Origin of the sequence: Flavobacterium sp. (assembly GCF_027484205.1) — a bacterium.
In the GTDB taxonomy this organism is placed as follows: Bacteria; Bacteroidota; Bacteroidia; order Flavobacteriales; family Flavobacteriaceae; genus Flavobacterium.
In genome coordinates this window covers 30,755-44,309 of the sequence record NZ_JAIXUB010000001.1, presented here as the reverse complement: position 1 = coordinate 44,309, position 13,555 = coordinate 30,755, and the positions used below count along the sequence as shown (strand labels likewise).

Below are 13,555 nucleotides of genomic sequence, written 5' to 3'. Positions count from 1 at the left end.
TTATGAAAACAAACAAAATTCTAGTTTCTGCATTTGCATTATCTATTGCATTTGCATCATTCACAAGCTGTGGAAGCGATGATGATAATTCATTACCACCAATTGGCGGTTACAACAATGCTGACGAAGTTGCTGCTACTGCATTAAAAGCATATTGGCCACTAGATGGAGATGGAAATGAGTCTATTTCAAATACTGCTCCTTCTTCTACAGTTGCTACATCTTATGTTACAGGTGTAAAAGGTCAAGCAGCGAGTTTTAACACAGGTTATATGGCATATCCTTCGATTGCTGCTTTAGCAACTACATCAGGTAGTGCTTCAGTAAGTTGTTGGGCAAAAATTTCAAATACTAAATTAGTAGCTGGTGGAGTTAGTAATATCTCACCGATCTTTTCTTTAACAAGATCAAGTGAAATTTTTGGTAATTTAAATATTATGGGTGAAACACATGGTTTAACAACTAGTGACACTATCCAGGTGAAAGGAATTTTTAGAATTAAACAAACTGATGGTTCAGAATTTGGTGGTGATGCAGTTAACATGACTAAAATGGAACAATGGATGATTGATGCTAATGCAGCTGGAGAAAATCATCAAGCATTTGCTAACAAAATTGGTGGTCAATGGGCACATATAGTTTATGTTTTTGATGGACCAGCAGGTGCAAATAGATTGTATGTTAATGGTGTAAAAATTTCTAACCCTCAATGGGAAATTAGAAATGGTGGAGCAGCAAAACCATTAAATCATTTTACTCCTACAAGACCAGTTATTGGAGCTTTAGAAACTGTTGTAAATGGAACAAATACTGATGCTTGGAACGCAGCTTTAAAAGGTCAAGTTGATGAGGTAAGAGTTTTTGATAAACCATTGACTCCAGCAGAAATCGGTGCTTTATATGAATTAGAAAAAGCAGGTAGATAATTCTTCTTTTTCAATCTGACGGATTTTTATAAATCCGTCAGATTTTTATTTTTTAATTTTCAATAATATATTATCATGAACAGTTTTTCAAAATATTTACTTATTATTCCTTTTCTTTTCAGTTCTTGCTCGTGTTCAGATAAGTCGACTATTGTTGAAGAGGAAGAAGAAATTATTGTTCCAGTAATAAATGATCCCATAACGCCTATTTCAGATACTGATGCTTTAGACCAAGTTCAAAAAGATGTACTAAAGTATTTTTGGGAATATGCAGAAACTAACTCAAAATTAGCCAGAGAACGATATCATACTGATGATGTTTCAAATGATGCCAATATTGTAACCACAGGAGGTTCAGGATTTGGATTAATGACAATTATTGTAGGTGTAGAACGAGGTTTTGTCAATAGGGCAGAAGCTGTTTCTCGACTTACAACAGCATTAAATTTTCTTGAAACCGCTGACAGATTTCATGGTGCATGGCCGCATTGGATTAATGGTACAAATGGTCATGTAATTCCGTTTGGAACTAAAGATAATGGTGGTGATTTAGTAGAAACATCGTTTCTTTGTCAAGGTTTGATTACTGTTCGAGAATATTTTAAAAACGGAACAGCAGAAGAGCAAGCTTTAGCTCAAAAGGCAGATGACTTGTGGAAAGGTGTCGAGTGGGATTGGTACACTAAAGGAGAAAATGCTTTGTATTGGCATTGGTCGCCAAACTACGGTTGGGAAATGAATTTCAAATTAGAAGGTTATAACGAATGTTTAATTACTTATGTTATGGCCGCTGCTTCACCAACGCATCCAATTTCAACTTTAGCTTATAATCAAGCATGGGCAAGAAATGGAGCTATTCAAAATGCTTCAACAAGATATGGAATTCCTGTAGTTTTTAATTATAATGGTGCTAACGGAAACGTTGGTCCAATGTTTTGGGCTCACTATTCTTATTTAGGTCTTGATCCAAGAGGATTGTCAGATCAGTATGCAAATTATTGGACGCTTATTCAAAATCATGCAAAAATAATGTTAGAATATTGCAAGGCTAACCCTTTAGCATACACAGATTATAGTGATAAATGTTGGGGTTTAACGGCTAGTTATTCAAGAAATTCTAATGGTTCAACAGGATATGCAGCTCATCAACCTAATAACGATAGAGGTGTCATATCTCCAACAGCTGCCTTATCATCATTTCCATATACTCCAGTTGAAAGTATGAAATTTCTAAAATATTTGTATCAAGAACATCGAGCAAGATATGTTGGAGTTGCTGGACCTTATGATGCATTTTCTCCAAAATATATTTGGAAAACACCAAGATATTTAGCCATAGATCAAGGAACAATTGCACCTATGATTGAAAATCACCGTACAGGATTGTTATGGAATTTATTCATGCAAGCTCCAGAAGTTAAAACAGGATTACAAAATTTAGGATTTTCATCAACGCAACACGGATTTTAATGAAAAAATATTGCCTCATTCTATCATTATTTTCAATATCAATTTTTTCTCAAGAAATAAAAGCATCATTTTCTAAAGAAATTAAGACAAAACATGAATTACAATATATTCTTCAACTTCCATTAAATCAAAAAGAAAAATTTCCCTTAATAGTTTTTCTTCATGGTTCAGGCGAAAGAGGAACAGAATTAGATTTAGTTAAAAATCACAGTCCATTTACATATCAAAGTTTAATAAAAGAATCGTGTGCTATTTTAGCTCCACAATGTCCCGAAAATATTTGGTGGGATACAACAGCAATTTATCAATTAATAGTAGAAATCTCTGCAAAATATAATGTTGATAAATCTAGAATTTATTTAACAGGATTGAGTATGGGCGGATGGGGAACATTTAAATTAGCATTGGAACATCCTGAACTTTTTGCAGCAATTGCTCCAGTATGTCCACCAGTTGATAGAGTAATGATAATTCAAGCTGAGAAGTTAAAAAATTTACCAATTCAAATTTTTCATGGTGCTCTAGATGATGTTGTACCAGTAAATAATTCGATTGATATTTTTAGTGAATTAAAAAAAGTTAATCCTAATGCAAGCTTAACCATTTTTCCAAACGACAATCACAACAGTTGGGATTCAACCTATTCAAATCCAAAATTTTATGAATGGATGTTTCAACAAAAAAAACAATAATTAGTTTACAATAAATTTGAATTATGAGATTAAAAAATCATATAGTTATACTTGCTCTTTTATCGGTATCAGTAATTTTTGCACAAAAGAAAAAAACCGTTGCAATTGCACCTAAAAACCAATTCATTTCAGAATTATTATCAAGAATGACTCTCGATGAAAAGTTAGGTCAATTGAATCTTCCTACTTCTGGTGATATTACAACTGGACAAGCTGGAAGTTCTGATATTGCAAAAAAAATTAAAGAAGGAAAAGTAGGAGGATTATTTAATATAAAATCGGTTTCTAGAATTAAGGAAGTTCAAAAAGTTGCCATAGAACAAAGCCGACTTAAAATTCCGCTAATTTTTGCAATGGATGTAATTCATGGGTATGAAACAATTTTTCCAATTCCTCTAGGATTATCTTCCTCATGGGATATGCCTATGATTCAACAAACTGCCAGAATTGCTGCAAATGAAGCAACGGCAGATGGAATCAATTGGACTTTTTCACCTATGGTTGATTTATCTAGAGAACCACGTTGGGGAAGAGTTTCTGAAGGAAGTGGTGAAGACACATATTTAGGCAGTCAAATCGCAAAAGCAATGGTTAACGGTTATCAGAATAATGACCTTAAAGCTAAAAACTCTTTGTTAGCTTGTGTAAAACATTTTGCACTTTATGGCGCACCAGAAGCTGGAAGAGACTACAATACTGTAGATATGAGTCGTGTTAGAATGTATAATGAATATTTTCCACCATATAAAGCAGCCGTTGACGCTGGAGTTGGAACTGCAATGGCTTCTTTCAATGAAGTTGACGGAATTCCTGCAACAGGTAACAAATGGTTGATGACCGATGTTTTAAGAAATCAATGGAAGTTCAATGGTTTTGTAGTAACAGATTATACAGGTATTCCCGAAATGATAGAGCACGGAATGGGCGATTTGCAAAATTGTTCTTCGTTAGCACTTAAAGCCGGAATTGACATGGATATGGTTGGAGAAGGTTTTTTATCGACTTTAAAAAAATCTTTAGAAGAAGGTAAAATTTCAATGAGTGATATTGATACTGCTGTTACCCGAATTTTAGCCGCAAAATATGATTTAGGGTTATTTGAAAATCCTTATAAAAATTGCGATATTGATTTAGCAAAAAAAGAAATTTTTTCAAAAGAAAATAGAGATTTTGCCCGTAAAGTTGCATCTGAATCTATGGTATTATTAAAAAACGACAAAAATATTTTACCTTTAAAAAAATCGGGAACTATTGCACTTTTTGGACCACTTTTCGATAATAAAGCGAATATGCCCGGTACATGGAGCGTTGCAGCAAATTTTGATAAACCAATAACAATTTTAGAAGGTTTAAAAAGTACTGTTGGAAAAAGTGTGAATATACTTTCTGCTCGAGGATGTAATTTCCTTTCAACTGCAGCAGAAGAAAAAATCAATATCAATCCTCACAATCCAAAATCGTATGTGAGAGATAATAGAACTGATGAGGAATTAATTGCAGAAGCTCTTGAAGTAGCAAAAAAATCAGACGTTTTAATTGCAGTTCTTGGTGAAGGTGCAGAGATGAATGGCGAATGTAGTAGTCGTTCAAGTATAGAATTGCCGCTTGTGCAGAAAAGATTACTTGACGAATTACTTAAAACAGGTAAACCAGTAGTTTTAGTATTATTTACAGGAAGACCATTAGTTTTAGTAGAAGAAGATAAAAAATTATCAACAATATTAAATGTTTGGTTTCCTGGTAGTGAAGCTGGTTTAGCAATTTCTGATGTACTTTTTGGGGATGTCAATCCTTCAGGTAAATTAACAGCTACTTGGCCAAGAAATGTTGGGCAAATTCCAATTTATTATAATCATAAAAATACAGGAAGACCATTAAACAACAAGGAAGGAAAGTTTCAAAAGTTTCTTTCTAACTATCTTGATGTCCCAAATGAGCCACTTTATCCATTTGGGTATGGTTTAAGTTACACTAATTTTGAATATTCTAATTTAAAAACGTCATCATCAAAAATGAATTTTTCTGAAAAAGTTTCAATTTCTGTTGATGTTTTAAATTCAGGTAATTATGATGGAAAAGAAATAGTTCAATTATATATTAGAGATGTTGTTGGTTCGATAACTCGTCCAATGAAAGAACTAAAAGGATTCAAAAAAATATTCCTTAAAAAAGGAGAAAAGCAAACAGTAACTTTCGAAATTTCTGTAGAAGATTTAAAATTCTATAATTCAGATTTACAATTTGTTGCAGAAGAAGGTCAGTTTGAAATATTCATCGGGAAAGATTCCGATGCTACCAATAAAATAAATTTGGAGTTAGTTAAATAGAATTTTTTTGTGCATTTTTAAAGCCCTTTAGCACTTTACTAAAGGGTTTTTTTGAAAAAAATAATATTCTTTTCTCTATCTTTAGCAAAAAATATATAAAATGAAATACAAATTAACTACAATTCTACTTTTGTTTATTGCTTTTTTAAATGCACAAAACATACAATCACCATCTAAAAATATTTCTTTAGATTTTAAATTATCTTCTGATGGAATTCCTAGTTATACTTTAGCATATAAAAATAAACCTATAATACTTCAAAGCGATTTAGGAATTAAACTAAAAGAAACAAATAGTCTTGACGCTAATTTTCGTATCGAAAATATTGATAGAAAAAGTGTCAACGAAACTTGGAAACCTGTTTTGGGCGAACAGTCAAATATTAAAAATAACTACAACGAAATGACGGTTTCTCTTTCGCAGTTATCAAGTAACAGAAAGTTAAATATTATTTTCAGAGTTTTTGATGAAGGCGTTGCATTTCGTTATGAATTTCCAAAACAACCAAGTTTAAATTATTTTATAATTTCTGATGAGAAATCACAATTTAATCTAACAGGAAATCACAAAACTTTTTGGATTCCGGGCGATTATGATTCACAAGAATATGTGTATAATGAAACAAAATTATCTGAAGTTGATAATTCAAAAATAGATTTGAATAATGGCATTGGTTTAAAATCTATTAAAGATAAATACAGAGTGCAATCGCCATTACAAATGAAAACTGCTGATGGAATTTACATCAATATTTTCGAAGCTGCGGTTGTCAATTATCCTGTAATGCATTTAGATTTAGTTCCTAATGAATATAAATTAACATCAAATTTAGTTCCTAATGCCATTGGAGATAAAGCGTATCTTCAAGCACCATGCGTTTCTCCTTGGCGAACAATTATGGTGAGTGATGATGCTCGAGATATTGTTTCTTCAAAAATGATTTTAAATTTAAACGAACCTTGTAAAATCGAAGATACTTCTTTCATTAAACCCATGAAATATGTTGGAATTTGGTGGGAAATGCACGTTGGAAAAGCCACATGGGATTATGCAGGTTCGCAAAATGCACAAAATGCTGCAGGAAATTTAATTCCAACAGGAAAACACGGCGCAACAACTGCGAATACGAAACGATATATTGACTTTGCTGCAAAACACGGTTTTGATGGAGTTCTTGTCGAAGGTTGGAACGTAGGTTGGGAAGATTGGTTCGGAAATTGGAAAGAAAATGTTTTCGATTTTGTAACACCATATCCAGATTATAATTTGAAAGAAATCAATGATTATGCAAAGTCAAAAGGTGTAAAAATGATTATGCATCACGAAACTTCAGGTTCTGTGGCTAATTATGAAAGACATCTTGACAGAGCTTTAAATTTAATGAAAGAGTATGGTTATCCTGCAGCAAAATCTGGTTATGTAGGTCGAATTATTCCTCGTGGCGAATTTCATGACGGACAAACTATGGTTAACCATTTCAATTTTGTAGCAAAACGTTTTGCAGATTATAAAATGATGGTCAACTCGCACGAAAGTTCACGTCCAACAGGTTTCAGCAGAACGTATCCAAACTATATTGCTGCCGAAGCTGCTCGTGGAAATGAGTTCAACGCTTGGAGCAACGGAAATCCACCAATGCACGAAACAATTCTACCATTTACACGTCTTCTTGGTGGACCAATGGATTACACACCAGGAATTTTTGAAATCAAAATGAGTGTGTATGATAAGTCAAAAACAGAGCAAGTTCATACAACATTAGCTAAACAATTGGCACTTTACATCACCATGTATTCACCTTTACAAATGGCTGCCGATTTACCAGAAAACTACGAAAAATATCCAGATGCTTTTCAGTTCATTAAAGATGTAGCAGTCGATTGGCAAGAATCAAAATACCTTGAAGCGGAACCAGGCGACTATTTAACTATTGCCCGAAAAGACAAACATTCAGAGAATTGGTTCCTTGGTGCAATAACCGATGAGAATAAAAGAACAACCGAAATTAAACTTGATTTTCTTTCGCCAAATAAAAAGTATAAAGCCACAATTTATCAAGATGGCAAAACTGCCGATTGGAAAAATAACCCAATAAGCTATGATATAAAAACGATGCAAGTTACTTCTAAGTCAAAAATTAAATTAAGTTTAGCTAATGGTGGCGGAACTGCTATAAGTTTTGAACCCATAAATTAATTTTTTCAATGAGCCATTTCCTGCTATCCATTACAAGCAATTGTGCAAAAACCTTTTTTTCTAATGACAAAAAAGAAGCTTCTTTGGTCGCTTTTTTTCGTCAAGAAAAAATAGATTTTTCACAAAATTGGCTTTCCATTGCTATCAGGGCTAGTTTGGTTTTAATACTCCTGTTTTCGTTTAAAAATACGTTTTCCCAACAAAAAACCTATTGTAATCCCATCAATATTGACTATGGTTACACACCTTTTAAATGGTTTTCTGAACAAGGAAAACACCGCGCTACTGCTGATCCAGTTATTGTAAATTTTCAAAAAAAATATTTTCTTTTTTCTACAAATCAAGAAGGATATTGGTGGAGCGATAACATGCTCAATTGGAATTTTGTATACAGAAAATTCCTTTTAGACAATAAATACACTCACGACTTGAATGCGCCAGGAGTTTTTGCAATGAAAGATACTTTATATGTTTATGGTTCTACGCACGAAAAAGATTTCCCCATTTGGAAAAGTACAAATCCAACAAAAGATGATTGGAAAATTGCCATAGATACATTAAATGTTGGCGCATGGGATCCAGGATTTCTTTATGATGAAGAAAAAGATAAATTGTTTCTATATTGGGGTTCAAGTAATGAATTTCCACTTCTTGGTACAGAGTTAAACACAAAAACCTTACAATCGGATGGATTTGTAAAACCTATTTTAACTTTAAAACCAAATGATCACGGTTGGGAACGATTTGGAGAATATAACGACAATTCATTTTTACAACCGTTTATGGAAGGTGCATGGGTTACAAAGTATAAGAATAAATACTATTTTCAATATGGTGCACCAGCAACAGAATTTTCAGGATATGCTGACGGAGTTTATGTTAGTGAAAATCCTTTAGAAGGTTTTGCTTATCAATCACACAATCCTTTTTCCTATAAACCTGGAGGTTTTGCTCGTGGTGCTGGACATGGCGCAACATATCAAGACAATTTTGGAAATTGGTGGCATACATCAACTGTAATTTTAGGACAAAAAAACAATTTCGAACGTCGAATCGGTATTTGGCCAAGTGGTTTTGACAAAGACGATGTTATGTATTGTAACACAGCTTATGGCGATTATCCAACATTGTTGCCTGAGTTTGCAAAAGAAAAAGACTTTACAAAAGGATTATTTTCAGGTTGGATGTTACTAAATTATAATAAACCTGTTCAAGTTTCCTCAACACTTGGTGGAAACCAACCTAATTATGCTGTCGATGAAGATATGCGAACCTATTGGAGTGCAAAAACAGGTGAAAAAGGCGAGTGGTTTCAAACCGATTTAGGTGAAGTTTCAACAATTAATGCTATCCAAATAAATTACGCTGATCAGGATGTTGAATTTATGGGTAAAACGCTAGGAAAATTTCATCAGTATAAAATTTTAGCGTCTATCGATGGTAAAAAATGGACAACACTTGTTGATAAAAGCCAAAATAAAACAGATGTTCCACACGATTATATTGAGTTTGAAAATCCTTCAAAAGCACGCTATTTAAAATTAGAAAACATCAAAATGCCAACAGGAAAATTTGCCTTGAGTGGTTTTAGAGTTTTTGGAAAAGGAAACGGAAATGCTCCAAAAGCGGTTGTAAAATTTGTTGTACTTCGAGCTGATGCAAAAAAATACGGAGAAAGAAGAAGCTCATGGATTCGTTGGCAACAAAATCCCGATGCTGATGGTTATGTAATCTATTTTGGAAAATCGGCGGATAAACTTTATGGAAGTATTATGGTTTATGGCAAAAACGATTATTTCTTTACAGGAATGGATAGAACAGATACCTATTATTTTCAAATTGAAGCTTTCAATAATAATGGAATAAGTCCAAGGACAGAAGTCATTAAATGTGAATAAATGAAAAAAAATATTCTTTTTATAGTTTTGTTTTTTACTTCAGTTCAAGTTTTCTCTCAAACTGATATGAATGTTATGTCTTATAATATTCGATTGGGTTCAGCAAATGATGGAGAAAATAATTGGGAAATTAGAAAAGAAAAAGTTACCGATTTATTGAATTATTACGAAGCAAGTTTTATAGGTTTACAAGAAGTTCAAAAGTTTCAATTGGATTTTATTTTGATGAAATCTCCCAATTATGATTATATAGGTTTGCCACGAGAAGCAGGAGAATTTGCGGAATATTCGTGTATTTTATTCAACAAAAAAGAGTTTAAACTAATAGAGCAAAAAACAATTTGGCTTTCAAAAACACCTGATTCGGTTTCAAAAGGTTGGGATGCAGCATGCCACCGAATTGTAACTTATGGATTGTTTAAAAACAAAAAATCAGGAAAGCAATTTTGGATTGCTAATACACATTTTGACCATGAAGGAAAAGTCGCCCGAATGGAATCGGCTAGAATGATTGTAAAATTAGTTATAGATTTAAAAGCTAAAAAACAAGTTCCAGTAATTATCACAGGAGATTTCAATGCCACTTCAAATGAAGATTCTGTTCAATTATTAAAACAATCGTTACATGAAGCTTCATCAGTTTCTGAAACAAAACCTTATGGTGAGAAAGCTACATGGAATGCTTTCGATTTCAAAACTAAACTTGAAAAACAAATTGATTACATTTTTTTTGATAAAATTTCTTCAATAAAAGTTCGAAAATTCATTACAATAAACGACTTTTATGACTTTAAATATCCAAGCGACCATTTGCCAATAATGGCAACATTTTTAATAAAATAACTAAATACTAAATAACCAAAACCAAAAACTAAAACTTATGAGTACAGAACAAAAAACTAATTGGGGTCAATTTATTCCTTTAGTAACCGTATTTTTCTTCTGGGGATTTGTAGCTGCAAGTAACGACATTTTAATTCCCGTATTTAAAAAAGCATTCGATTTAACACAAGGGCAAAGTCAGCTTGTATCTGTAGCATTTTATGTTGCTTACACAGTTGGTTCTATAATTTATATGATAATTTCCTATTTAACAAAAGGCGATTTAATTAATAGAATTGGATATAAAAACTCTTTAGCATTAGGTTTAGTGATTTCGGCTTTAGGAACTCTATTATTTTATCCTGCGGCAAACACAGGATCATTTCCATTAATGTTATCAGGATTGTTTATTGTTGCTTTAGGTTTTTCATTGCAACAAACAGTAGCAAATCCATTAGCGATTGCTTTAGGACCAATTACAACAGGTTCACAACGATTAACTTTAGCTGGAGGAATTAATAATTTAGGAACAACAATTGGACCGCTAATTGTGAGTTTTGCTATTTTTGGTTCAGCAACATCAGGAAACACCGATATGAGTATTGAAAGTGTAAAAATTCCTTATTTAGTTCTTGGAGCAGCATTTTTATTAGTTGCAATTTTATTAAAATTTTCATCATTACCTGATAAACCTCAAGCAGTTGTAGAATCAGACGAATCTATTAGTACATCTAGAAGTTCTGCATTGAAATATCCTCAATTGATTTTAGGAATGATTGCAATTTTTGTGTATGTAGGTGTTGAAGTATCTACAGCAAGTAATTTACCTGCATACATGGAAAAAGATTTAGGTTTTTTGACTAAAGATATTGCACCTTATATTTCTTTGTATTGGGCTAGTTTAATGATTGGTCGTTGGACTGGTGCAGTTGAAGCTTTTACAGAAGATATGAACTTACAAAAAATACTTCGTTTTATTGCACCTTACTTAGCTTTTGGAGTATTCTTATTTGTAAATGCTTTAGCAAAACATGATTTGTCTCCATTCTATGTTTATGCTTTAATTATTTTGGTATTAATTGCTGCTGATATGGCTAGTAAAGGAAATCCTGCAAAAATGCTTTTGATATTTTCATCATTAGGAATTTTAGCATTAGTTATTGGAATGGCTACTACAGGTATGACAAGTGTTTATGCATTTACTAGTGTTGGATTATTTTGTAGCACGCTTTGGCCATGTATTTTTACATTAGCGATTAGTGGTTTAGGAAAACACACAAGTCAAGGAAGTAGCTTTTTAATTATGATGATTATGGGTGGAGGAATTGTAAGTTGGTTGCAAGGATATGTTGCCGATTTAACAACAATTCATGTAAGTTATATTGTTGGTGTTTTATGTTTTGCTTATTTAGCTTTTTATGCTTGGAAAGTAAGTGGTATATTAAAAGATCAAGGAATTAATTTTGACAAAAAAGTTAGTGGCGGACATTAGAAAATAGTGTTCAGTAATCAGTGTTCAGTTTACAGTGATTATTCAATAATTTAAAAACTCCGAAGGAAATTTAGGTTTCTTTCGGAGTTTTTTTATCATGATAGTAATTATTTCTTAGTTTTGTGAAAAACATTAGCTATGCAAAAAAGTATCATTTTTATTTTTCTTTATTCTTGTTTTGTTTATGGTCAAAATAATAATAGTGAAGTTAAAGTAAATAACGATTTTGATAATCCTCCATTTAATATAGTAAAGAATAACAAAGTTCAAGATAGCTCTAAGATTGGTGTTAATATGAATGTTGCAGATTGCTCTTATTCTGTAGTTCCGCCTGCAATAGTAAATGGTGTATTTGTCACGGCAACATTTTCTGGATATGTATCTACATATCCAAATCAATATTCTACTTGTAGTGGTTCAGTAATAACACCTGCGAATTCAATTTGGTTAGGTTCATTTGGATCATTTAATTATACTCTAGATTTTGACCAACCTGTTAATAATTTAGTTATTGCTATGACAGGTGCTGGTTTTGAGAGTGAAAATTTTATATTTAATACAAACGGAGGAGTTCCATCGATAAGTTCGTCTCTATCATGTTTTTCTACCATAATTGGGAATACAATTTTAAGCGGAGCAGGTTCAGGAGTATCTGATGGAGGTGGAGGAATATTTACTATTACGGCTCCAAACAATTTTACTTCAATTACAATCAATGGAGACGGAGGTTCGAATGGCTCTTTAGTTTCTATTTGTTCAAATTCTATTGTGCCACTTTGTAATAGTGGGTCAATTGCTCCAATTTTATCCGATACAATTTTTTGTGGAGTTGATACTGTTAATTTAAATTCAATTAATGCAACTAATTTGCCTTCAGTTACTGGAGTAAGTTTAGCTTGGTTTACAACTGCCACAGCTACCAATGCAAATCAATTAACATTTGCTCAAGCGCAGTCTCAGCCAATAGGTGTAACTTATTATGCTGCTTTTTATGATAGTATAAATAATTGCTATAGTCCAACAACTTCTTTAACAGTTACTCTAAATCCGATAATTACACCATCATTTTCGTTGCCAAGTCAAATTTGTAAAGGTCAAGTGATCTCTGAATTTCCTACAGTTTCTAATGAAGGAATAATTGGCAGTTGGTCACCTCAAATAAATAATACTGCTTCTGCAACCTATACATTTACACCTAATGTTGGTCAATGTGCAGTAAATACTACTTTTAATCTAATTGTTAATCTAAAACCTAATGTAAATATTGATTACAGGTGCAATGGTAAGGATTATGAGTTAGTTGCTTTTTCTGATGTAACTTCTGACGTGTCATATAATTGGTTGGATTCAAATCAAGTTTTAGTCGGAACAAATTCAACTTTGGTTGTTACTGAGCCTGGAATATATCAACTAATTGTTAATAATCTTGGTTGTCAAGGCGAATCTTTTTATGCGGCAATTACTATTTATTGTGATATACAGAAAGGTATTTCACCAAACAACAATGGTTTTAATGACTTTTTTGAATTGAGCAATTTAGATGTTAAAAAACTCTCTATATTTAATAGATATGGTGTAAAAGTATATACTAGAGCAGATTATAAAAATGAATGGACTGGAATTTCAGAAAAAGGAGATGAATTACCTGATGGGGTTTATTATTATGTAATTGATTTTAAAGACGATAATTCTAAAACAGGATGGATTTACCTCAATAGAGAAAAGTAGTTT

General features: G+C 32.4%; 9 protein-coding genes. All 9 read left to right on the top strand.

The genetic code is table 11. The features are described from left to right. The first annotated feature begins 2 nt into the window (after positions 1–2). The 9 genes from Q0049_RS00130 to Q0049_RS00090 all read left to right on the top strand — a co-directional run bounded on the left by Q0049_RS00130 (position 3) and on the right by Q0049_RS00090 (position 13,552). Entirely contained in the window at positions 3–926 is a 924-nt protein-coding gene (locus Q0049_RS00130) for a LamG-like jellyroll fold domain-containing protein (RefSeq protein WP_298115010.1), read from the top strand. A 75-nt stretch (positions 927–1,001) separates the two neighbouring features. Next, entirely contained in the window at positions 1,002–2,396 is a 1,395-nt protein-coding gene (locus Q0049_RS00125; RefSeq protein WP_298115007.1) for a glucoamylase family protein, read from the top strand. Then, the gene (locus tag Q0049_RS00120) at positions 2,396–3,088 is read left to right on the top strand and encodes a prolyl oligopeptidase family serine peptidase (protein WP_298115005.1); all 693 of its coding nucleotides are present in this window, start codon (positions 2,396–2,398) and stop codon (positions 3,086–3,088) included. Before Q0049_RS00125 ends, Q0049_RS00120 begins: the two co-directional genes overlap by 1 nt. 23 nt (positions 3,089–3,111) lie before the next feature. Beyond that, positions 3,112–5,415 carry a beta-glucosidase BglX gene (gene bglX / locus Q0049_RS00115; protein WP_298115003.1) on the top strand — a complete coding sequence of 768 codons (2,304 nt, stop codon included), beginning with the start codon at positions 3,112–3,114 and terminating at the stop codon, positions 5,413–5,415. 100 nt (positions 5,416–5,515) lie between these two features. After that, the gene (locus Q0049_RS00110) at positions 5,516–7,612 is read left to right on the top strand and encodes a glycoside hydrolase family 97 protein (RefSeq protein WP_298115001.1); all 2,097 of its coding nucleotides are present in this window, start codon (positions 5,516–5,518) and stop codon (positions 7,610–7,612) included. Between the two features lie 8 nt (positions 7,613–7,620). Continuing rightward, the gene (locus Q0049_RS00105) at positions 7,621–9,510 is read left to right on the top strand and encodes a discoidin domain-containing protein (RefSeq protein ID WP_298114997.1); all 1,890 of its coding nucleotides are present in this window, start codon (positions 7,621–7,623) and stop codon (positions 9,508–9,510) included. Continuing rightward, positions 9,511–10,353 carry an endonuclease/exonuclease/phosphatase family protein gene (locus Q0049_RS00100; protein WP_298114994.1) on the top strand — a complete coding sequence of 281 codons (843 nt, stop codon included), beginning with the start codon at positions 9,511–9,513 and terminating at the stop codon, positions 10,351–10,353. 37 nt (positions 10,354–10,390) lie between these two features. Next, the gene (locus Q0049_RS00095; protein ID WP_298114991.1) at positions 10,391–11,824 is read left to right on the top strand and encodes an MFS transporter; all 1,434 of its coding nucleotides are present in this window, start codon (positions 10,391–10,393) and stop codon (positions 11,822–11,824) included. A 138-nt stretch (positions 11,825–11,962) separates the two neighbouring features. Continuing rightward, the gene (locus Q0049_RS00090) at positions 11,963–13,552 is read left to right on the top strand and encodes a gliding motility-associated C-terminal domain-containing protein (RefSeq protein WP_298114988.1); all 1,590 of its coding nucleotides are present in this window, start codon (positions 11,963–11,965) and stop codon (positions 13,550–13,552) included. Positions 13,553–13,555: the final 3 nt, after the last annotated feature.

What these genes read in the sequence shown, in the direction of transcription:
- Q0049_RS00095 (WP_298114991.1), top strand. Translation starts at nt 10,391, where the DNA reads ATGAGTACAGAACAAAAAACTAATTGGGGTCAATTTATTCCTTTAGTA.
- Q0049_RS00130 (WP_298115010.1), top strand. Translation starts at nt 3, where the DNA reads ATGAAAACAAACAAAATTCTAGTTTCTGCATTTGCATTATCTATTGCA.
- Q0049_RS00110 (WP_298115001.1), top strand. Translation starts at nt 5,516, where the DNA reads ATGAAATACAAATTAACTACAATTCTACTTTTGTTTATTGCTTTTTTA.
- bglX (WP_298115003.1), top strand. Translation starts at nt 3,112, where the DNA reads ATGAGATTAAAAAATCATATAGTTATACTTGCTCTTTTATCGGTATCA.
- Q0049_RS00100 (WP_298114994.1), top strand. Translation starts at nt 9,511, where the DNA reads ATGAAAAAAAATATTCTTTTTATAGTTTTGTTTTTTACTTCAGTTCAA.
- Q0049_RS00105 (WP_298114997.1), top strand. Translation starts at nt 7,621, where the DNA reads ATGAGCCATTTCCTGCTATCCATTACAAGCAATTGTGCAAAAACCTTT.
- Q0049_RS00120 (WP_298115005.1), top strand. Translation starts at nt 2,396, where the DNA reads ATGAAAAAATATTGCCTCATTCTATCATTATTTTCAATATCAATTTTT.
- Q0049_RS00125 (WP_298115007.1), top strand. Translation starts at nt 1,002, where the DNA reads ATGAACAGTTTTTCAAAATATTTACTTATTATTCCTTTTCTTTTCAGT.
- Q0049_RS00090 (WP_298114988.1), top strand. Translation starts at nt 11,963, where the DNA reads ATGCAAAAAAGTATCATTTTTATTTTTCTTTATTCTTGTTTTGTTTAT.